The following is a 21136-nucleotide window of genomic DNA, read 5'->3' on the forward strand; positions in this document are numbered from 1 at the left end:
GGCTTCAGCGGCGACGGCGGCCCGGCGGACCAGGCCCAACTGAACCGCCCGCACGCGCTGGTGATGGACAGCGCGGGCACCCTCTACATCGCCGACTACGGCAACCACCGGGTCCGAAAGATCACGACCGACGGCACCATCACCACCATCGCCGGCACCGGCACCGCCGGCTTCAGCGGCGACGGCGGCCCCGGGGACGAAGCCCAGCTGGACAGCCCCGTGGGGCTCGCCCTGGACTGCGTCGGCACCCTCTACATCTCCGAGTACAGCGGCAATCGGATCCGGAGGATCACCTCGCCCGCGACGGCCGGCCTGCCCGCGTCGGGCACGGTGGTCTCATGGGCCAACGTCCACAGCAGGCTGCGGATGGGCGCCCTGCGCGAGTCCATCAAGGACGGGGCCGAGATCCACCAGGTCATCGCCGCGCCCCGGGAGCACCAGCGCTGGCGCCTGGTGGTGGCTGGCCAGGAGGACGGCGAGGTGCTCTACACCTTCGAGAACGTGCGCAGCGGCATGGTCCTGGAGGTCCCCGACGCGCTGAAGGTGCACGGGACGGTGGTCGCGCAGCACGCCTACCAGGGCGCCGACGCACACCACCAGCAGTGGCGGCTGATCCCCATGGGCCCCGCGACCGACAGCCCCCGGGTGTTCGAGATCGCCAACCGGCACAGCGGCCTGCTGCTGCGCGTCGACGCCACCACCCCCGCGGCCGTCCAGCAGCAAGGGGCCGACGGCGACCACCGCAACCGGCAGTGGCAGCTGCTCCCCATCTGACCGAATGCCGGGCACCATGACCGAAGGAATGACGATGACCACTCCCAACAAACAGTCCGTCCCTCCGATCACCACGGCCGCGGGGACGGGCACAGCAGGGTTCACCGGGGACGGCGGGCCTGCCGCTTCGGCCCAGCTGAGCTACCCGCTGGGGCTGACGGTGGACAGCGCGGGCACCCTCTACATCGCCGACTACAGCAACAACCGGATCCGGAAGGTCACCACGGACGGCCGGATCAGCACCATCGCCGGCACCGCTTCCGCGAGCTTCAGCGGTGACAACGGGCCGGCCAACAAGGCCCAGTTGAACCAGCCGCGCGGACTGGCGGCAGACCGCGCGGGCACCCTCTACCTCGCCGACGCCGCCAACCAGCGGATCCGGAAGATCACGGCCGACGGCACGATCACCACCATCGCCGGAACCGGCTCCGCCGCCTCCACCGGCGACAACGGCCCGGCCAACAAGGCCCAGCTGAACTACCCGTTGGCGGTGACGGTGGACAGCACCGGTGTCCTCTACGTCTCCGACTACAACGGACACCGGGTCAGGAAGATCACCACGGACGGCAGGATCAGCACGGTCGCGGGGACCGGGGTCGGGGGCTTCAGCGGCGACAACGGCCCGGCCAACAAGGCCCAGCTGAACTACCCGCGCGGGCTGGCGGTGGACAGCGCGGGCGCCCTCTACATCGCCGATGGCTACAACCACCGCGTCCGGAAGATCACGGCCGACGGCACGATCACCACCATCGCCGGAACCGGCACCGCCGCCTCCACCGGCGACAACGGCCCGGCCAACAAGGCCCAGCTGAACTGCCCATTGGCGGTGGTGGTGGACAGCACCGGCATCCTCTACATCGCCGATCACGCCAACCACCGCATCAGGAAGGTCGCGACCGACGGCACGATCACCACCATCGCCGGCACCGGCACCGCCGGCTCCACCGGCGACAACGGCCCGGCCAACAAGGCCCTGTTGAACCTCCCGGCCGCGCTCGCCGTGGACAGCGTCGACACGCTCTACATCGCCGAGTACGGCGGCCACCGGATCCGGAAGATCGCCTCGCCGCTGATGGCCGGCCTGCCCGCGTCGGGCACGGTGGTCTCATGGGCCAACGTCCACAGCAGGCTGCGGATGGGCGTGCTGCGTGAGTCCACCAAGGACGGGGCCGAGATCCACCAGTCCCTCGCCGTCCCCCGGGAGCACCAGCGGTGGCGGCTGGTGGTGGCGGGCCAGCAGGACGGCGAGGTGCTCTACAGGTTCGAGAACGTGCGCAGCGGCAAGGTCCTGGAGATCCTCGAAGCGGAGGAGGCCGCCGGGGCGGTGGCGGCGCAGCGCGCCTACCAGGGCGCCGACGCGTACCACCAGCAGTGGCGGCTGATCCCCATCGGCCCCGCGACCGACAGCCCCCGGGTGTTCGAGATCGCCAACCGGCACAGCGGCCTGCTGCTGCGCGTCGACGCCACGGGGCTGGCGGCGATCAAGCAGTACGAGGCGGACGGCGACCACCGCAACCGGCAGTGGCAGCTGCTCCCCGTCTGACACGAGCTCTGACACACGCGGAGGGGGTCAGGGGCGGCAGCGCCCCTGACCCCCTCCCCAATCGACCGCTACTGGGAGCTCGACGGGTCGGCCGCGGTCGGCTTGGTGGCCTTGGGCGTCGCGGGGGGCTCGGGGGCCTCCGCGGTCGGCTGGGTGGCCTCGGGCGTCGCGGGGGGCTCGGGGGCCTCCACGGTCGGCTTCTCCGGCTTGGGGGGCTTTTTGTAGTCGTCCCTCTTCGGCCTGCTCGCCAAGTCCGGGGCCTTCTGGAGATCGTCGTTCTGGGCCACCGTCGGACTGGCCGCCTGCATGCGGCCGGCCGCGGCCGTGGACACCGAACCGGGGTCCTTGGCGTACTGCGCCTGCGTGCCGGCCGACGCCTGGGTGGTCTGGACGAAGGAGCCGAGGAAGCCCAGGATGGCCCGTGCTTCGGGCGACTGCTCCTGCACGATCTTCGCCCGGTTGTTGGCCCCGTGGATCCCGCTGGTGAACAGGCTCGTGGTCGTGTCGTCGTACGTCTCGTCGTCGGAGTCCTCGAAGTCGACGTCCGCGCCGGGCTCCGGCTTGTCGCCGTCGGAGATCACCGAGAAGAGCCCCGCACCCTTGCCCGCGGATTCGAAGATGTTGCCGAACACCATGGTTGTCACCTCTGGTCGTCGTGGCGGCGCCGCGCGCCCGTTCACGGCTGCTGGAACAGCTCGGTCAGGGCAGCTTGAAAAGATCTCGTTCGCTGTCGGTCAGGCTCTCGCCGTCGAACATCGTGTGGTGGACCTCCAGGGCGGAGACCACCTCGGCCAGCCCCTTCATCCGGAAGCCGCCGCCCGCCAGGTCGAGGTCGGCGATGTCGCGGGCCACCAGCTTGGCGAGGCCGGGGTAGTCCCCGGGCTGCGGCGGCGAAAGCACCGCCACCGGCACGTCGTACTGCACGGCGAGCAGCCCGGAGAAGGTCACCGGGATCTCGTAGGAGTACTGCTTGCGGGTGCGCCGCTGGCTGGCGATGGTCGCCATCCGGGTGGTCGGTGGGACCGTGCCGGAGATCTGCGAGGTGGACTTCCAGCTGGTGGTCAGGGTGCCGCCGACGGAGGCCGTGATGCCCTGCATCAACTGGGCGTTGAGCTGCGCGCTCCCGGTGGCGCTGCCCGTGGTCGTGAACGCCACCGAGTCCGTGATCGAGGATGTCGCGGAGGCCGTGGCGGAGGCCTGCGCCGTATTGGACATCGTGTTGGTCACGCCGTTCTCGGTGGCGTTCGCATTGTCCACCCCGATGTTGTCCTTGCTGTTCTTGTTGGTCACCGTGGTGGTGCACTTGTTGGCCATGGCGTTCTGCAGCTGGGCGCTGAGCTGCCCCTGGAGCTGCCCCTGGAGCTGCCCCTGGAGGCTCAGTTGGAGCTGGTTCTGCAACTGCAGCTGGAGTTGCGCGCTGACGTTGCCGCCGAAGGTCAGCTGGGACGACCCCTGGAGCGACCAGGTGACGGCGTTCGAGACGGTGAAGTCGACCGTGTCGGTGAAGCTCATGTCGGACGTCAGGCTGCGGTTGACGTAGCTGCGCGAGGAGAACATGTCGGGCGGCGGCTGCTGGATGTCGCGCCGCTCCTCGATCAGCGGCTCGCCGAGGTTCATGTAGGCGAGCCAGCCGAGTTGGTGGGCCGTACCGGGGAAGGTGCCGAAGCTCGCCTTGTTGACGGAGAAGCCGACGGGTTTGTGCTGCACGCCGTACTCGTCGACGTAGACCAGGCTGGGGTGCTCCAGGATGGCTTGCCAGGTCTGCTCGATGCCCAGTTCCCGCAGGTTCTTCTTGGTCAGCGGCTGGCGCTTGGCCCGATCCAGGTTGTATGCGTTGGAAGGCATTCCCCGTCCTCGGATGATGTCCTCGAATGATCCGGTCGAACCGCGTTCGGTGAACTCGGTGAAATGGGAACAGAGTTCTGCGCACGTTCCGGCGACCGAAGCTAGCACGGGCCTTACCACTGGAAGCGGCCCGTCCCGGCATGACACTCGATCGGGTGAACCAAGCTCCGTATCCTGCCCATCAGTTGGCGATTGTGTGACTCTGGCGCCGCCGACAGTTTCCGTGCGATGCGCTCCTGCACTGAGCTTCCGTGCAATGCGCTCCTGCACTGAGCGTCCGAGCATTGTTCTCCCACATCCAGAACAGGTGAGGTTTCCGCGATGTACACCCAAGAACGCACCGCGATGGCGAATTTGGTGGTCGGCGGCCCGGTGGCGGTGAACAGCTACGACAACGCGATCGTGGCGGCGCTGATCGAGAACCGCCCGGTCATGCTCGTGCACGCCTTCAACGGCGGCTACTTGCGGCCCGTCGAGCTCAAGGACTCGGTCCACGACAAGGGCGTCAAGCTGGCCACCGCGCTGGACCCGGACACCAAGGACGCGAAGGGCCACCTCTGGTACATCACGCCTGGCGGCTTCTTCGGGCAGCGACCGCTCTACTTCCTGGAGAGCGCCGCCGGCCAGACGATGCCCGCGCCCGTCGATCCGGCCGGCACCGCCGCCGGGCGCGGCGACGACGGCACCCCGAAGCCGCGGCGCCGCCGCATCAGCGTCCACCAGGACGCCCCGAAGGCCGCGACGGCCGACACCGTGCAGGTCGGCCTCCCCGACAAGGTCGGCGACAAGTGGCGCGGCAAGAACGGCGCCCCCGAGGACACCCAGCTCTTCGTCGTCTCGGTGACGCCGTGGGGCGGAATCACCTTCGTGCCGATCACCCACCCCGACGCCATCCTCGGTTTCAAGGACTACGCGGTGACGCCCGACAACGAGGTGCGCACCACCTACAACTGGGGCGGGGACTTCACCGGGACGATCATCAACACCTTCTACCCGCGGCTGCCCAACGAGTGGAACGTGCCGTACCACCACGTCTTCACGTGAGCCGCGCCCACCGCTGCGCCACCACCGTCCCTAGCCAACCCCCGTACTGCCTTGAAGAGTTGGAAGAGGCACCACGATGCCCGTGCCCACGCAAGAACTGAAGCTGGAGATCGTCAACGCCGCCACGGGGAAGACCCTCGGCGCCCCGCCGACGCCGAGCTCGGACGGGGCGCTGGTCGTCCGCGGCTTCCCCGAGGACGGCCCGAGCCCGGAGCAGTGGCAGCTCGCCCCCGTGCAGACCGCGAACGGCGGGTTCGAGCAGGACGACCAGGGCTATGTGATCCGCAACGCGGCCGACAGCAAGGCGCTCGAGCCCATCACCAAGGGCGGCGGCGTCCGCCGGTCGGCCGCCGCAGCAGGCAAGAAGGACCAGCAGTGGCACGTCGTCCCCATCGAGGGTGAGGCGGGCCTCTACTTCATCGAGAGCGTGACCGACGGCACCGTCCTCGACCTCCCCGACCGCGACGAGGACGACGCCGAGGAGCCCGAGATCCGGGTCGTCCTGCGCAAGTACGACGACGCCGCGAAGAGCCAGCGCTGGCGCTTCGTCACCGCCGAACCCGAGCGCACCAGCGACCTGGTGCTGCGCTTCGCCCAGCGCGACCACTGGAACGGCCGCCGGTCCTGGCCCCTGGTCCGCTCGACCGCGCTGCGGATGGTCCCCGGCGCCACCCCCTCCTTCAGCGACATGCTCCTCGTCCTGGAGCAGTTCGGGAGCGACAAGACCGCCGGGGAGTGGACCGGCGAGGGGCCCAACCGCGTTCCCGGGCAGCCGGGTTGGTGGGCCGGCGCCGGTGCGCGGTTCCTCGCCGACCGCACGGGGGCGGGGCGGCACGACATCGTGGCACTGCGGCCCGCCAAGGGGGCCGTGACGGCGCCCAGTCGGGGCGACGGCACCTTCGACGACGAGCAGGCCCTGTACAAGTCCGCGCCCGCCCTGGCGCCCACCGACCTGTGGACCCTCGCCGACACCACGGGCAGCGGCAAGCCCGATGTCGTGGTGCTGGCCGCCGACGGCGTCCGGGTGTCCCTCCAGGGCGACGGCGGCAAGTTCGCCCCCGCCGCCGGCAAGTTGGTCCTCAAGGCGTTCGGCAGCGACCCGAAGGCCGGCGGCTGGCTCGCCGACCAGCACCCCCGCTTCCTCGCCGACACCACCGGCGACGGCCGCCTCGACCTCGTCGGCTGCCACGAGGACGGCGTCCGGGTCTCCCTCCAGGCCGACGACGGCACGTTCGCCGATCTCCCCGATGAGCCGGCTCTCAAGGCGTTCGGCCACGGCGAGGAGGCGGGCGGCTGGCTCCTCGACAAGCACCCCCGCTTCCTCGCCGACACCACCGGCGACGGCCGCCTCGACCTCGTCGGCTGCCACAACGAGGGCGTCTGGGTCTCCCTCCAGGCCGACGACGGCACGTTCGCCGAACCCTCGCTCGTCCTGGGCGACTTCGGGACCGTCCAGGGCTGGAAGTCGGTCGCGAAGCACCCCCGCTTCCTGGTCAGGACCACCGCCGACGGCCCCATGGACATCGTCGGGTTCGGCCCGCAGGGCGTCGCGGTGTCCCGCGGGCGCGGCGACGGCACCTTCGAGCCCGCCAAGCTGGTCCTGAACGACTTCGGGACGGCGCAGGGGTGGACGCCCAAGAAGCACCTGCGGTTCCTCGCCGACGTCACCGGCGACGGCACCCCGGACATCGTCGGCTTCGGTGACGAGGGCGTCTGGGTGTCGCACGGCCTGGGTGAAGGCCGGTTCGAGCAGCCCCAGTTGGTATGCCGCGGCTTCGGCTACAGCGACGACGCGGGCGCCTGGCGGGTCGACCGGCACCCCCGCTTCGTCGGCGACATCACCGGTGAGGGGCGCGTCGACCTCGTCGGCTTCGGCGGGCCGGGGGTGTTCGTGGCCCGGAACCTCTACCGCCGTTTCAGGACCCGCTGACCGCACCACCGAGCCATCAGGAGATCATCCCGCTGCCCCCGTTAAAGCGGGATGGTCTTCTGATACTTCGGCCAGATCGTGGCCGGCCAGTACGGCAACGTGAACCTGGTGCCCCAGCGATGACCGCGCCCTTGATGACTCCCGCCGAAGCCGTGCACCAGCTCAACGCGCTGCTGGACGACGACGTGTCCGACATCAGGCCGCCGATACTCTCGAGCGGACCTTCACCTGGCTTCACCAGCACCGCCGGTGCACAGCACGGCGGCACCGGATCCTCGACGGTGCGGAGCGGACGTCAGGCGGCGTGCAGCGCCTCACGCAGCGTCTGGATCGCCAGGGTGATGGCGGCCTGGGCCGCGCGTGTCTCGCGCAGGGCGTTGAGCATCACGAAGTCGTGGATGATGCCCTGGTAGCGCACGGCGGTGACCGGGACACCGGCCGCCCGGAGCTTGTTCGCGTACGCCTCGCCCTCATCGCGCAGCACATCGGCCTCGCCGGTGATCACCAGGGCGGCGGGCAGTCCGGCGAGTTGCTCGGTGGTGGCGCGCAGCGGGGAGGCGGTGATCTCGGCGCGCTGGGCGGGGTCGGTCGTGTACTGGTCCCAGAACCACTCCATGCCGTCGCGGCGCAGGAAGTAGCCGGTCGCGAACTGGTGGTAGGAGTTGGTGTCGAAGGCGGCGTCGGTCACCGGGTAGAAGAGCACCTGGTGACGGAGCGGCACGTCGCCGCGGTCCTTGGCCATCAGGGTCAGCGCGGCGCTCATGTTCCCGCCGACCGAGTCACCCGCGACGGCGAGCCGCGTGCCGTCCAGCCCCTTGGTGGCACCCTCCCGCACGATCCACTGCGCGACCGCGTAGTTCTGCTCGATGGCCACCGGGTAGCGGGCCTCGGGCGACAGGTCGTACTCGGGGAACACCACGGCCGCCCCCGTACCGACCGCCAGCTCCCGGACCAGCCGGTCGTGGGTGTGCGCGTTGCCGAAGACCCAGCCGGCGCCGTGGATGTAGAGGATCACGGGCAGGATCTCCCTCGAACCGGCCGGCTTCACGATCCGGGCCCGGACGCTGCCGGTCGGTCCGCCCGAAACGGTGATCCACTCCTCGTCCACTACCGGCAGCTCGGCCGGGCCCGACTGGACCTCGTCGACCGCCTTGCGGCCTTCGGCGGGGCTCAGTTGGAACAGGTACGGAGGCTCCGCCGTGGCCTGCGCGAACGCCGCGGCCGCCGTCTCCAGTACGGGCTGGACCGGCTCGAAGTCGTGCGTCATGTCCGTCTCCTCAATGGTGCGGGGTGGTCCACCTCGGCCGGCGCCGACCGCGGCGTTGCCCGGCCGGCCCCGGAGTCCCGAAGCGCGATCGCCAACCTAGAACCGCTCGACCAGGCCGCGTTGTCCGACGGCGCCCCGGCTCTGCTCTGTCCGCGCATGCACCAGGGTGCCCGGCAGGCGGGCAGGCGGGCCAGCAGGCGCGCTGGGCCGCCACCCGGGTCCGGCAAGTCAGTGCGCAGGCTGCGCGTCACCCAGCGCGTCGCGCAGTTGGGTCCGGGTGGTGATGCCGAGTTTGGGAAATATCCTGTGCAGGTGGAAGCCGACGGTGCGCGGCGAGAGCAGCAGCTTGGCGCCGATCTCCCGGTTGGTCAGACCGGTGGCGGCCGCGCGGGCGATCTCCAGCTGCTGCGGAGTCAGGTCGGCCGTGCGGCTGACGGATTCCGTACGGGCGGTCGGTACACCGGCGGCCCGCAGCTCCGACACGGCGCGCTCGGTCCAGGGACGGGCGTCGAGCCGCTCGAAGACACCGAGGGCGGCGCTCAGCTCGGTGCGTGCCTCGGTGACCCGGCGATGGCGGCGCAGCCACTCCCCGAACTCCAGCCGCACCAGCGCTCGTTCGAAGGGCCACAGGTCACCGGCCGGGTCGGCGAGGGCCGCCCGGAAGTGCTGCTCCGCCTCGTCCGGCCCGCTCAGCAGCGCGCGGGCCCGGTTCACCACCACCTCCAGGCGCGCGGAGCGCAGCTCGCCGAGCGCGCGCACGGCCACCCCCAGCACGGCCCGCGCGTCGTCCTCGTGACCGGCGCGGACAGCTGCGGCGGCGAGGTCGCCGAGGTAGTAGTACGACGCGTGGTAGTGCACCGGGGCGGGGTGGAAGTCGCGCGAGAACACGGCTCGCAGGTGCCGATACGCCGCGAGGTGGTCACCCTCGACGAAGGCCGCCAGGCCGAGCGCGTGGCAGGACCGCACGAACAGGCTGGGCGAGCAGGACAGGTCCACCCCGGCGACGGCTGTCTCGACGAGCCCGCGCGCCCCGCTCGCGTCGCCGTGCAGCGCCAGCAGCGTGCCCTGCAAAATCGGCGATCCCGCCACGACGTTGTCCGAACCGACCTCGACGGCGATCCGGTAGGCCTCCTGCGCGGTGGACCGGGCCGCGGACCACGCGCCGCTCTCGAAGAGCGCCAGCGCGAGCGCCTGCGCGACCACGGCATTGCCACCGGCCGTGGGGGTGCGGCGCAGGTGGTCGATCACCCGCCCGAGGATCCGCACGGCCGTCTCGGTCTCGTCGAGGATCCAGGCGGCGCCGCCGAGTTGGGTCAGGTGGAAGAGTGAGTCCTCGGGTGCCTCGGCCAGTGCTCGTTGCAGGGCGGGCACCGCCCACGCGCGATCCGTGAGCGGTTCGGTGGCGGCCCGCAGCCAGACCCGGGCCGGTTCGTCGGGCTGCGGCGGCACCAGGTCCGCAAGGCGGCGCAACTCCGTGCGGTAGAACGCGGATCCGAAGTTGTACGCCGGGGTCGCCGCCGTCCCGAGCGCGTTCATGGCGAGCTCGGGGGCCTGCTCGACCATGGACTGTGCGACGGGCACCAGGAATCCCAACGATTCCTCGTGCCGGGTGGTCACGGCCAGGGACCAGCCGGCCCGCATGGACGCCTCGGCGAGCAGTTCCGGGTCGTCCGCGGTGGCGCAGACCTTGACGGCCAGCTCGCCGACCCACTGGGGGCAGCCGCCGAGCATCGCCATGGTGGCGGCCTCGAGCAGCCTCCGCGCCCGCTGGTCCGCGTCCGGGGTCAGTGCGGCCGCACGTTCGAGGGTGGCCGCGGCGGCAGCGTAGCCGCCGCGTTGGCGTGCCCGCTCCGCGCTGGCGGCCAGTGCCTTGGCCACCTCGTCGTCCGGTCCGAGGGTGGCTGCGGCGAGGTGCCACGCGTACCGGTCGGGGTTGTCCACCAGGGCCTCGGCGAGTGCCTGGTGGGCGGCCCGCCGCTCCTCGAAGGAGGACGCCTGGTAGACGGCGGAGCGCACCAGCGGATGGCGCAGCCGGGCCTGCCCGGACTCCAGCCGCACCAGGCCCGCCTGTTCGGCGGGTAGCCACACCTGCGGGTCCCCCGCGTCAGGGGTGGCCCGCAGCACCTCGGAGAACTGCGCGGTGCCGGCCGCGGCCGCCAGCAGCAGCACCTGACGAGTCCGCTGCGGGAGACCGGCGAGATCCGCCGCGAAGATGCGTTCCAGGCGGGCGGTGAGCGGAAGGGATTCGGCGGCGTCCGCCCCCTGCGCTCCCCCGGGCTCCAGGGCGACCGCTCGGGCCAGCTCGATCAGCGCCAGCGGATTGCCGCCCGCCTGCTCGAAGATCCGCAGCCGGGCGCGGCCGCGCGGCGGCCGCGGCTGGCGGTCGAGCAGCAGGCCCGCGGCCACTCGGTCCAGCGGTGTGACGGCCAGGACGGCGAACTCCCGGTCGAACTGCCCGGGAAGGCCCTCCTCGCGTGCGGCCAGCAGGACGGCTATCGCCTCACCGTCCAGTCGGCGGGCGATGAAGGCGAGTACATCCACACTGCCCTGGTCCAGCCACTGGACGTCGTCGACGAGCAGGAGCAGCCGCCGGTCGGTGGCCGCGTCGGACAGCAGGCTCAGGGCGGCATAGCGGATCAGCAGCGGGTCGGGCTGCGGGTCGGCGGTCGCCGCCTCGTGCCCGAAGGCGGCCAGCAGCGCTTCCCGCTGCGGGGCGGGCAACCCGTCGGCCTCCCCCAGCAGCGGGCGCAGGAGCTGGTGCAGCCCGGCGAATCCGAACCCTTCCTCGCCCTCGCCGGCGCGAGCCCGCAGCACCCGGAAGCCCCGGCTCGCCGCCCGGGCAGCGGCCCAGTCGACCAACGTGCTCTTGCCCGCACCCGGTTCGGCGGTCAGCACGAGCACCTGGGCGCCGACTGCGCCACGGCTGTCCACCGCGTCGAGCACCCCCGCGATCTTCGACAGTTCACGCTCCCTGCCGACGATCTCCGGGACCGGCCCCGACTCACGGACGCTCTCCATGTCCACCGCTCCTCACTCGATGCGTGCCACGTCCGAGACCGGTCATCTGACAGAAGCGCCACCATGCCGGCCGCTTGCAAAATGGTGCCAGGTCAGCGGTGGTGACTCCATGCCCGACGCCCACCGGTCGTACGCCGTTCCCGCTCCGGAGGTCGTTCTCCAGGGGCCTCGCAGGGCGTTCGAGCACCGACGACGAGGGGAGCCCCCGTGCCGACCACCGTATCCACCGAATTGCTGTCCCCTGCCGAGCGTGCCGAGTTCTGGCACGAGGCCGTCTCACAGGCGTTCATCCCGCTGGAGCTCAGGCTCCTCGAACGGGAGCCCTCCTCCGGAATCCTCAGCAGCGACCAACTGGGCGTCGTGCAGATCTCCGGCGTGGCCGCCGGACCGCAGGTGGTCACCCGCAGCCGCCGGACGATCGAGGCCGGCGGCGAGGGCTGGGTCGCGCTCACGATTCAACACCAGGGCCACGCGAGGATCTCCCAGGACGGTCGGGAAATCATGTGCGGTCCGGGCGAGTTGGCTCTTTGCGACTCCAGTCGCCCGTTCACCAAGGAGTTCCCGGGCGCCTTCGGGTTCACCGCGTTCCGACTGCCTCGGCACGTCCTGCATGTGCACGACCGAGATCTCAGGGCGGCCACCGCCTCGCCGTTCGAATCGGCGTCCGGATCCGTCGCGCTGGTCATCACCTACCTGCGGCAACTGGCCTCCGGGGCCGCGGAACTCGACCCCTGCATGGGTAGCCGGCTCGCCGACACCGCCGTCGATCTGCTGGCCCTGCTCATCCAGGAGCGCAGCGGCAATCTGGACCCGACGGCACCGGAGATGGCGCCGGCCATGCTCGCGCGGATCAAGGACTACGCGATGTGCCACCTCGGTGACCCGTCACTCTCACCCGAGCAGCTCGCCACCGCACACCACGTCTCGGTCCGATACCTCCACAAGCTCTTCCAAGGCGAGGAGACCACGGTGGCCCGCTGGATCCAGCGCCGCCGACTTGATATGTGCGCATACGATCTGTCCCGGCGCGCCTTCGCCACACCGACCGTGTCAGCCGTGGCGCGGCGCTGGGGATTCGTCAGCCCGACCCACTTCAGCCGCGTCTTCCGCGCCGCCTACGGCGTCACGCCCCGCGAATGGCGCGCCCGGGCAGGGGGCGACGATCATCCGCTCACCCCGGCTCGGTGACGGTGTGCGCCCAGGCCGGGCGCGGAGGGGCAATGATCAGTGCGCTTCGGAACAAACCCGCACTTCGTGCGCCCATAGCTTTGAGCGAGTCACTGGACCGTGACCGAGTCACCGGACCGCGAAGGCCGAGGGAGTTCCCATGAGCAGTTCCGACCACCCCAACATCAGCGGCAACAGCCAGCCACTGCTGCACCAGAAGGGCAAGGAGATCCAGGAGTTCGGAACCGTCAACCAGGTTCCGCTCGGCCTGTCCCACGATACGCGCCTGTACGCCTGCCAGCGGCTCAACCACATACTCGCCGACACCCGGATCCTCTACACGCTCTACAAGAAGCACCACTGGCTGATGCGGGGGGCGACCTTCTACCCGTTGCACCTGCTGCTGGACAAGCACGCGGACGAGCAACTGGCGCTGGTGGACGTGCTCGCCGAGCGGGTCCAGTCCCTTGGCGGAGTCGCGGTCGGCGACCCGCGGCACGTCGCGGAGATCACCTCGATCCCGCGTCCGCCGGACGGCGTCGAGGAGGTGCCGGCGATGCTGTCGCGGCTGCTGTCGGCGCACGAGGCGATCCTCGTCGACGCCCGCGATGCCGCCGGCCGGGTGGCGGCGCTCGGCGACGACGGGACGAACGACCTGCTGGTCTCCCAGGTCGTGCGGACCGGCGAGGCCCAGGTGTGGTTCCTGGCCGAGCACCTGGTGGACACCCCGCTGGTGCGGCTGTGACCCACCCGCTCAACCCGCACCCCGCCGCGCAGCGCTGACAGGAGTCGCCATGGCGTCGTCCGCGACGGTGGAACTGTCCCGCTGGCAGTTCGCCATCACCGCCATCTTCCACATGACCTTTCCCGCCCTGACCGTCGGGCTGTCGATCCTGCTCGCCATCGTCTACACGGCCTACCTGCGTACCCGCAATCCGCTGTACCTGCAGATGTTCCGCTTCTGGCGGAAGATCTTCGCGGTCGGGTTCGGTCTCGGCGTGGTCGCCGGAACGGTGATGACCTTCGAGTTCGGCCTGAACTGGGGTAGTTACGCGCACGCGGTCGGCCCCATCCTCGGCGTCACCATCGGGATGGAGGTGATCACCGCCTTCTTCCTGGAGGCCGGCTTCATCGGCATCATGCTCTACGGCGAGGGGCGGGTGCGCCCGCGCACCATGGCCTTCGCCTCCTGGATGGTCGCCTTCGGCACCCTGCTGTCCACCACCTGGATCCTCTCCGCGAACAGCTGGATGCAGGATCCGGCCGGCTACACCGAGGTCGCGGGCCAGTTCCAGGCCCGCGACTGGTGGCAGGTGCTGCTCAACCCGGCGTTCTCCTACCGCTTCCCGCACATGCTGCTCGCGGTGCTGATCAGCGCCGCCTGGTTCGTCGGCGGCATCGCCGCCTGGTACCTGGTCCGGCAGCGCTCGCTCGCCTTCGCCCGCCGCACGCTCTCCCTCACACTCGGGGTGCTGGCCCTCCTGATGCCCCTTCAGCTGTACGCGGGCGACGAGACCGCGGTGTTCATGGGGCAGCACCAGCCCGCCAAGCTGGAGGCCTTCGAGGGCAACTGGAAGACCGACAACAACGGCTACAACCTGGTCGTCGTCCCCGACCCCGGGCGGGGCAAGGACGACCTGCGCATCGAGATCCCGCACCTGGGCGCGGTGATCGGCAAGGACCTGACCGGCCAGGCCCACGTGCCCGGCCTGCTGCAGACCCCGCCGGACCAGCGCCCGAACATGTGGAGCGCCTTCTACGGCTTCCGCGCGATGTACTTCACCGCGCTCACGATGTTCGCGATGGCCTTCGCCGGACTGGTGCTGCGCCTGCGCGGGCGGCTGTTCACCGCCCGGCGCTTCCACCGGCTGATGGTGTGGATGACGCCCGCCGGCCTGGTCGCGATCTCCGGGGGCTGGATCACCGCGGAGACCGGACGGCAGCCCTGGGTGGTCTACGGGCAGATCCGCACCTCGGACGCGGTCTCACACCTGTCCACGGCCGAGGCGGCGCTGAGCCTGGCCGGGTTCGTCACGGTCTACGCCGTGCTGGTCGCGGTCTGGATCCGCTACATCGTCCGAACCGTCAAGGCGGGGCCGGAAGCCGTCGACTCGCCAACCCTGTTGGAGGCCACCCATGGCTGAGTACGCTTCCTACGGACTGGTCCTGTTCGCGCTCGGCGCGTACGTCGTGCTGGACGGCTACGACCTCGGGATCGGGATCCTCGGCCTCTTCGACCGCAGCGACGAACGGCGCAAGGAGTACACCGAACTGGTCGCGACGGCCTGGGACGCCAACGAGAGCTGGATCATCCTCGCCGCAGTCATCCTGTGGGCCGCGCTGCCGGGGGTCTACGCCACCGTGCTCCCCGGGGTCTACCTTCCGCTGGTCGTGGTGCTGCTGGCCTTCGTGCTGCGCGGCCTGGGGCTGGAGATGCAGAGCTCCGCACCGGACTACCGACCCGGTTGGGGGCGCCTGTTCGGCGCCTCCTCGCTGGTGGTGACGCTCTGTCAGGGGCTGGTGGTCGGCACCGTGCTCGGCGGACTGCCGCAGCACGGGGGTGTCTTCGACGGCGGCGCACTGCGCTGGTTCACCCCCTACAGCGTGCTGTGCGCACTCGGCCTGACCGCGCTGTACCTGCTGGCCGGCGCAGCCTGGCTACAGGCCAAGACGCAGGGCGGCGCCCGCCGTCGGGCCGCGCGACTCGGGCGCCCGCTGCTCGCGCTGGCGGTCGTGGCCTGCCTGGTGCTGGGTTTCGGCCTGGAGGTGGCCGACCCGCAGCACTTCCGCTTCGACGAGCCGCTGCGCGCCGTCCTGTTCGGCCTCCTGGTGGCGGCCGCCGCCGGGTGCGGCGCGGTGGCCTGGTACGGCTTCGGCCGGGAGCCCGACGCCCGGCCGTTCGTCGCCGTGCTCTGTGCCCAAGTGGCCGGACTGCTGGCACTGGTGACCGCGACCGCTCCGGTCGTCGTGCCGCCCGGCCTGAGCGTCCACGCCGCGGCGAGCCCCACCGGCTCGCAGGTGTTCCTGCTGATCGGTGTCGGCTGCTGCATGCCCGTCGTGCTCGCCTACAACATCTACGCCTGGTGGGTGTTCCGCGGGAAGTACCGGCCGCCGACCCTGGCCGCGCTCGCCGTACCCGCCGAGCCTGTTGCTGCCCGTACAGATCTGACTGGCAGTCAGACAGTCGCGAAGGAAGCAGGTGTGGGGATCCTGGCCCGTCGGGCCGGGTTCGCCCTGATCGGCCTCGGGGTGGTCGCCGTGGCACAGGACGTGTTCGGCGGTCAGGGCGAGTGGATCGCCCCTGTCTCGCTCGTCCTGTTCAGCACCGTCTCGGTGACCGCCTGGCTGGTCGGCGACCGACGGGCCGCGGACGCAGGCGAGTTCGAGATCGACCAGGCGGCCCGGCGGTGAGCGACACCGCCGCCCTGCTGGCGCGCCTGGCCGACGACGACGCACAGCAGGACCAGAAGGAGGCGCTGCAACGGTTGCGCGAGTGGGCGCACGCGCAGGCACCCGCCTTCCGGCGCGCAGGCACGCTGCGCGGGCTCGCCGCCCTCGGCACCGTCGGCTGGGCGGCCGGGCTCGGCTGGGCCGCCCAACTGGCCCTGCAGGGCCAGCGGGCGGCGGTCACCCCGGTCTCGGTGCTGCCGGCGGCCTGCCTGGTCGCGGTCGGGCTCGCTGTGCGGGCCTGGCTGCTCGCGGCCGGCGACCGGGCCGCGGACGAGGCTGCCGCCGCCGTCCGGCACGCGCTGCGCGGCCGACTGCTGGACGCCGCCCTGCCCGCCTGGTGGCAGCGGGTCACCGCGCCGGAGCCCCACCGCACCGACGCCGCCTTCGTCCAGGCCCTCGACGAGGAGGTGGACCGTCTCACCGACTGGCTGACCGGCTACGTCCCGGCACGCCGGACCATGCTGATCGCCGGCGGCATCGTGCTGGCGGCGATCGCTTCGGGAAGCCGCGTGGTCGCCCTGCTGCTGGTGCTGGCGACCCCACTGCTGCCGGCCAACCTCAAGGTCATCGGCATGGGTACCCGCGCCGCCGTCCAGGCCCAGCTGGCCGCCGCCAGGACCCTCAGCGCCCGGCTGCTGGACCAGTTGCGCGGGCTGCCGACACTGGTCGGCCTGGGCGCGGATGAGCGCGCCGCCCTTGCCGTGGAGCGGGACGACCGGGAACTGGCCCACCGCACCCAGGCGGTGCTGCGCGTGGCGTTCCTGTCCACCGCCTGGGTGGAACTCCTGGTCACCGGAACCCTCGCCGTGGTCGCCACCTACTGCGGCCTGGTGCTGCTGGACTACCTGCACCTGCCCGGCGTCCCCTCGGCCATGGGCCTGGGCACGGCGCTCTTCGTCCTGGTCCTCACACCCGCCTACTTCGCGCCGGTGCGGGAACTGGCGCGCGGCTACCATGCCCGTGCCGAGGCGTCCGCCGCCGCCGAGCTCGTCAACGGCCTGCTGGAGGTGGCCGCACCGGGCCCGGCGGCACCACGGCCCGCCGACGCTCCGCGCGGCGTGCGGCTGCGCGGGGTCGGCGTCACCTTCCCCCACCGCGACCGGCCCGCCCTCGACGACGTCACCCTGACCGCGCGCCCCGGTCAGGTGCTGGCCCTCACCGGCGCCAGCGGCGCGGGCAAGTCCACGCTGCTGGCGGTCGCCGCCGGCCTGCTCGCCCCTGACAGCGGGTCAAGTACCCATGATGACGGCGATGCGCGGCAGCCCGCCGACCCCCGGGCCGTCTCCTGGATAGGCCAGCCCTGCTACCTCCTCCCGGGCACGGTGCGGGAGAACCTGCTGCTGGCCCGCCCGGACGCGGACGACGCGGCGCTCGACGCGGCCTTCGCCACGCTCGGCTTCACCGGCCTACGCGCGGCACTGCCGCACGGGCTGGACACCGTGGTCGGCGAACGCGGCAGCGGGCTCTCCTCGGGCCAGCTCCAGCAGCTGGTCTTCGTCCGCGCCCTGCTGCGGGACGCACCTGTGCTCTGCCTGGACGAACCGACCGCCCACCTGGACCCCGAGGCGGAGGAACGCGTCATGGCCGCCGTGCGCACCCTGGCGCGGGACAGAACCGTCCTGCTCGCCACCCACAGCCCCGAACTCCTCAAGATCGCCGACACCGTCGTCGCCATCGACCGGGGCCGCATCCGCGCGGTGACGTCGTACGGCGTGACGTCATACGGCGTCACGTCATGAAGGCCCTCACCCTGCTGTGGACCTCGGCGGACCGCCGAGGCCGGCGCGACCTGCTGCTCGGCGCACTGCTGGCCGCCGGCGCCGAGGTGGCCGCCGCCGGCCTGCTCGGCGTGTCCGGCTGGTTCCTCACCTCCTGCGCCCTGGTCACGCTGCGCGCGAACACCACCTGGTCCTGGATGTACCCCTCGGGAACCGTACGGGCGTTGGCCCTCGGCCGGACCGGACTGCGCTACACCGAACGGCTCACCAGCCACCGCGCCCTGCTCGGCGCGACGGTCTCACTCCGGGCCCGGATGGTGCGGACCGCCGGCGCGCTCCCGCCACGCCAGTTGCGCGAGCGGCGCGACGGCGCGCTGCTCGCCCGGCTCACCGACGACGTGGCGGCCGTGGGTGCGGCTCCGGCCCAGACCGTGGCCCCGCTGACCGGCGTCGTGGTGACCGCCGTGGTCGTGGTGGCGCTGATCTGCCTGGCGAATCCGGCGGCCGGGGCCGCGGAGCTGCTGCTGCTCGCGCTGGCACTCGCTGGTGCCCTGCGGACCAACCGCCGTGCCGCCGCCCACCGGGCCAAGGCCGCCGGCGAACGGGCCGCCGCCCGGTCCGCCCTGCTCAGCGCCCGGGCCGCGCTCCCCGAGTTGCACTGCCTGGACGCCGTCGACCTGGCCCGCGACCAGGTCGCCCGGCGGGTCAAGGTCGCACGGCGGGCTGACGCCGCGTCACTCGGGGCACTGCGCAATGGCCGGCTGCTGCTGCGCCTGCTCGCCGCGCTCGGACAGCTCGCGGTCCTACTGCTCGCCCTCTCCAGCCACTCGACGATCCAGCCGGTCGCCGACGCCATCGGTGAGACGCTGCTGGTCGCCGCCGGCTACGAGCTGGTCGAGACGCTGCCGCAGATCCTGCGTGACCGCGCCGCGGCCGGCTACGCAGCCCTGCGGCTGACCGACCTGCTGGTCCGGGCCCGCCCCCAGCCTTCCGGATCGGCCGACCTCCCTCATCCCGGAGCACCGCTGATCGTCCGTGATCTCCCGGTGGGCCCCGAAGCGGCCCGGACCCGCTGGTCGAGCACTCTGGTCAAAGGCGGCGCCACCCTGGTCACCGGGCCGAACGGAAGCGGCAAGAGCACCCTGCTCAACATCCTGGCGGGACGGATCGACTGTCCCTCCCCCGGTGTCGTCGTGCTCGGCGGCTCTGCGCTGCACACCCTTTCCGCGGCCTCGGTGGCCACCACACTCACCCTCGTCGAAGCCGATGACTGGCTGGCGGACAGCACCATCGCCGACAACCTGCGCCGAGCCGCGCCCGAGGCCGATGACGCGGCGCTGCAAGCCGCCCTCGCCGCCGCGGCGCTGGCGGACCTCGACCTCGACGCACCGACCGGACCCATGGGCAGCACGCTCTCGCAAGGACAGCGGCGGCGGCTCTCGATCGCCCGCGCGGTTCTGCGCGACCCCGCCGTGCTCCTCCTCGACGAACCCACCGCCGGGCTCGACCGGCCGACGGCCGTGCGGCTGCTGAGCGGCATCCGGGCGGCACTGCCCCGTTGCGCCCTCGTCATCGCCCTGCCGGACCAGCACCACGACCTGCTTCCGTTCCCCGTGGCAGCCACCCTGCGCCTGGGACATCCGGCCGCCGGCGCGGCGGCCACCATGGCCGCAGCCACGTCCTGCTGACATCGCGGAAGTCATCCACCGACACCGAATCGAGGAAAGATGCGGAATCCGACGAGCCCGTCCCAGGGGCCGGACCTGCCGGCGGCGGCCGAGTACGACGTGGTGGTGATCGGTGCCGGCCCCACTGGTGAGAACGTCGCCGACCGAGTGGTCAAGGCGGGTCTGAGCGCGGTCATCGTCGAGGGTGAACTGGTGGGTGGCGAGTGCTCGTACTTCGCCTGCGTTCCCAGTAAGGCGCTGCTGCGCCCGGCCGCGGCGGTGGCGGAGGCGCACGCGGTGGCCGGTGCACGCGAGGCGGTGACCGGTCCGCTGGACGTCCCGGCCGTCCTGGGCAGGCGGGACGCTTTCGTCTCCGGACTGCGGGACGACGGCCAGGTCCAGTGGTTGAAGTCGGCCGGCATCGACCTGGTGCGCGGCTGGGGCCGCCTGGCCGGAGAGCGGCGGGTGGCGGTACGCACCGACAGCGGAGAGGCAGCGCTGACGGCTCGTCATGCCGTGGTGCTGTGCACCGGTTCGAGCGCCGTCATGCCGCCGGTGCCGGGCCTGGCCGATGTCGGGGCCTGGACCAGCAGGGAGGCGACCACCGCCGACGCCGCTCCGCGCAGGCTCGTGGTGCTCGGCGGCGGCGTGGTGGGGTGCGAGATGGCCGCCGCCTGGAGCGCTCTGGGCTCCCGGGTGACCATGCTGGTGCGCGGCGAGGGGCTGCTGCCCTCCTGGGAGCCGTTCGCCGCGGCACGGGTCGCCGACGGGCTGCGCGGCGAGGGCGTCGAGATACGCACCGGAGTCGAGGCCGAGCGAGTGGCCCGCGACCACCCGTCCGGCGTGGTGACGACATACCTGTCCGACGGCTCCACGGTGGAGTCCGAGGAGTTCCTGGTGGCCACTGGCCGCAGTCCGCGCACCGGCGGGCTCGGGCTGGAGACGGTCGGCCTGGAGCCCGGCGGCCGACTGCTCGTGGACGACAGCTGCCGGGTCACGGAGCTCGCCGCCGGCTGGCTCTACGCGGCCGGCGACATCAACCAGCGCTCGCCGCTCACCCACATGGGCAAGTACCAGGCACGGGCCTGCGCGACGGCGATCGCGGCACGCGCCGCCGGACGCCGCGCGAACCCCACCCCCTGGACCGCAGGTGCGGCCACCGCCGACCACCGCGCCGTACCGCAGGTGGTCTTCACCAGACCGGAGGCCGCCGCCGTCGGCCTGACCGAGGAGCAGGCCCGCCGGGCCGGGCTCCCGGTGCGGGTGGTGGAGTACCCGATCGGCGACGTCGCCGGGGCATCGCTCCTCGCCGACGGCTACCGCGGGCACGCCAAGCTGGTCGTGGACGAGCAGCGGTCCATCGTGGTCGGCTGCACCCTGGTGGGCCCGGGCGTCGGCGAACTCATCCATGCGGCGACCGTCGCCATCGTCGGTGAAGTCCCGTTGGAACGCCTGTGGCACGCCGTCCCGGCGTTTCCCACAGTGAGCGAGATCTGGCTGCGCCTGCTGGAGCGGTACGGGCTCTGACACCGCCCCCCGGCGGAGCTCCTGGTCTGGGGGATGCACGCCACCATCGCACGCTGAGCCGCCAGCACGGCGTACAGATCGGCGGGGGGGGGGGGGGGGGGGGGGGCCCCCCCCCCCCGCCCCACCCGAGTGATAAAACGATAAGGAGTAGGTGGATGTGGGGGTGGGGGGCGCGGCGAACGTCCG

General features: G+C 71.9%; 15 protein-coding genes. 11 read left to right on the forward strand and 4 right to left on the reverse strand.

The features are described 5' to 3' along the window. Both P3T35_RS39180 and P3T35_RS39185 read left to right on the forward strand, forming a co-directional pair. A partial coding sequence (locus P3T35_RS39180; RefSeq protein WP_280709667.1) for an RICIN domain-containing protein occupies window positions 1-774 on the forward strand: 774 nt, incomplete at its 5' end. Window positions 775-808: 34 nt separating this feature from the next. Further along, the gene (locus tag P3T35_RS39185; RefSeq protein WP_280709669.1) at window positions 809-2317 is read left to right on the forward strand and encodes an RICIN domain-containing protein; all 1509 of its coding nucleotides are present in this window, start codon (window positions 809-811) and stop codon (window positions 2315-2317) included. Window positions 2318-2385: 68 nt separating this feature from the next. Here the strand turns inward: P3T35_RS39185 and P3T35_RS39190 are convergent, their stop codons facing one another. Both P3T35_RS39190 and P3T35_RS39195 read right to left on the reverse strand, forming a co-directional pair. Then, window positions 2386-2952, reverse strand: a complete 567-nt coding sequence (locus P3T35_RS39190; RefSeq protein WP_101384075.1) for a hypothetical protein — start codon at window positions 2950-2952, stop codon at window positions 2386-2388. Window positions 2953-3016: 64 nt separating this feature from the next. Beyond that, entirely contained in the window at window positions 3017-4162 is a 1146-nt protein-coding gene (locus P3T35_RS39195) for a hypothetical protein (protein WP_101384074.1), read from the reverse strand. A gap of 321 nt (window positions 4163-4483) precedes the next feature. Here P3T35_RS39195 and P3T35_RS39200 point away from each other — a divergent pair, with 321 nt between their 5' ends. Then, a complete protein-coding gene (locus P3T35_RS39200) occupies window positions 4484-5206 on the forward strand; it encodes a hypothetical protein (RefSeq protein WP_101384073.1) in 723 nt (240 codons plus the stop codon). Between the two features lie 76 nt (window positions 5207-5282). Beyond that, on the forward strand, window positions 5283-7136 hold the full coding sequence (locus P3T35_RS39205) for an FG-GAP-like repeat-containing protein (protein WP_101384072.1): 1854 nt from the start codon (window positions 5283-5285) through the stop codon (window positions 7134-7136). 295 nt (window positions 7137-7431) lie between these two features. Here P3T35_RS39205 and P3T35_RS39210 read toward each other — a convergent pair whose 3' ends face one another. Beyond that, a complete protein-coding gene (locus P3T35_RS39210) occupies window positions 7432-8403 on the reverse strand; it encodes an alpha/beta hydrolase (protein ID WP_101384071.1) in 972 nt (323 codons plus the stop codon). 228 nt (window positions 8404-8631) lie between these two features. Beyond that, a complete protein-coding gene (locus tag P3T35_RS39215; protein WP_101384070.1) occupies window positions 8632-11421 on the reverse strand; it encodes a LuxR family transcriptional regulator in 2790 nt (929 codons plus the stop codon). Window positions 11422-11628: 207 nt separating this feature from the next. On the opposite strand from P3T35_RS39215, the gene P3T35_RS39220 reads away from it, so the two are divergent. The 7 genes from P3T35_RS39220 to P3T35_RS39250 all read left to right on the forward strand — a co-directional run bounded on the left by P3T35_RS39220 (window position 11629) and on the right by P3T35_RS39250 (window position 20950). Further along, window positions 11629-12609: a helix-turn-helix domain-containing protein gene (locus tag P3T35_RS39220; protein ID WP_101384069.1), complete on the forward strand. Its 981-nt coding sequence runs from the start codon at window positions 11629-11631 to the stop codon at window positions 12607-12609. A 139-nt stretch (window positions 12610-12748) separates the two neighbouring features. Further along, window positions 12749-13333, forward strand: a complete 585-nt coding sequence (locus P3T35_RS39225; RefSeq protein ID WP_101384068.1) for a DNA starvation/stationary phase protection protein — start codon at window positions 12749-12751, stop codon at window positions 13331-13333. A 49-nt stretch (window positions 13334-13382) separates the two neighbouring features. Beyond that, window positions 13383-14732, forward strand: coding sequence for a cytochrome ubiquinol oxidase subunit I (locus P3T35_RS39230; protein ID WP_101384067.1), 1350 nt, complete (start codon window positions 13383-13385; stop codon window positions 14730-14732). Beyond that, window positions 14725-15999 carry a cytochrome d ubiquinol oxidase subunit II gene (locus tag P3T35_RS39235; protein ID WP_101384066.1) on the forward strand — a complete coding sequence of 425 codons (1275 nt, stop codon included), beginning with the start codon at window positions 14725-14727 and terminating at the stop codon, window positions 15997-15999. The genes P3T35_RS39230 and P3T35_RS39235 overlap by 8 nt, the downstream gene beginning before the upstream one ends. Beyond that, on the forward strand, window positions 15996-17777 hold the full coding sequence (locus P3T35_RS39240) for an ATP-binding cassette domain-containing protein (RefSeq protein WP_101384065.1): 1782 nt from the start codon (window positions 15996-15998) through the stop codon (window positions 17775-17777). The genes P3T35_RS39235 and P3T35_RS39240 overlap by 4 nt, the downstream gene beginning before the upstream one ends. Next, entirely contained in the window at window positions 17774-19444 is a 1671-nt protein-coding gene (locus P3T35_RS39245; protein ID WP_143677013.1) for an ATP-binding cassette domain-containing protein, read from the forward strand. The genes P3T35_RS39240 and P3T35_RS39245 overlap by 4 nt, the downstream gene beginning before the upstream one ends. Window positions 19445-19483: 39 nt before the next feature. Then, window positions 19484-20950, forward strand: a complete 1467-nt coding sequence (locus tag P3T35_RS39250) for an NAD(P)/FAD-dependent oxidoreductase (RefSeq protein WP_101384064.1) — start codon at window positions 19484-19486, stop codon at window positions 20948-20950. Window positions 20951-21136 lie beyond the last annotated feature (186 nt).

Origin of the sequence: Kitasatospora sp. GP30 (genome assembly GCF_029892145.1) — a bacterium.
Taxonomy (GTDB): domain Bacteria; phylum Actinomycetota; class Actinomycetes; order Streptomycetales; family Streptomycetaceae; genus Kitasatospora; species Kitasatospora acidiphila.

Coding starts and splice junctions, on each gene's coding strand:
- P3T35_RS39225 (WP_101384068.1), top strand. CDS start 12,749: ATGAGCAGTTCCGACCACCCCAACATCAGCGGCAACAGCCAGCCACTG.
- P3T35_RS39205 (WP_101384072.1), top strand. CDS start 5,283: ATGCCCGTGCCCACGCAAGAACTGAAGCTGGAGATCGTCAACGCCGCC.
- P3T35_RS39200 (WP_101384073.1), top strand. CDS start 4,484: ATGTACACCCAAGAACGCACCGCGATGGCGAATTTGGTGGTCGGCGGC.
- P3T35_RS39230 (WP_101384067.1), top strand. CDS start 13,383: ATGGCGTCGTCCGCGACGGTGGAACTGTCCCGCTGGCAGTTCGCCATC.
- P3T35_RS39245 (WP_143677013.1), top strand. CDS start 17,774: ATGAAGGCCCTCACCCTGCTGTGGACCTCGGCGGACCGCCGAGGCCGG.
- P3T35_RS39190 (WP_101384075.1), bottom strand. CDS start 2,952: ATGGTGTTCGGCAACATCTTCGAATCCGCGGGCAAGGGTGCGGGGCTC.
- P3T35_RS39195 (WP_101384074.1), bottom strand. CDS start 4,162: ATGCCTTCCAACGCATACAACCTGGATCGGGCCAAGCGCCAGCCGCTG.
- P3T35_RS39215 (WP_101384070.1), bottom strand. CDS start 11,421: ATGGAGAGCGTCCGTGAGTCGGGGCCGGTCCCGGAGATCGTCGGCAGG.
- P3T35_RS39235 (WP_101384066.1), top strand. CDS start 14,725: ATGGCTGAGTACGCTTCCTACGGACTGGTCCTGTTCGCGCTCGGCGCG.
- P3T35_RS39210 (WP_101384071.1), bottom strand. CDS start 8,403: ATGACGCACGACTTCGAGCCGGTCCAGCCCGTACTGGAGACGGCGGCC.
- P3T35_RS39185 (WP_280709669.1), top strand. CDS start 809: ATGACCACTCCCAACAAACAGTCCGTCCCTCCGATCACCACGGCCGCG.
- P3T35_RS39250 (WP_101384064.1), top strand. CDS start 19,484: ATGCGGAATCCGACGAGCCCGTCCCAGGGGCCGGACCTGCCGGCGGCG.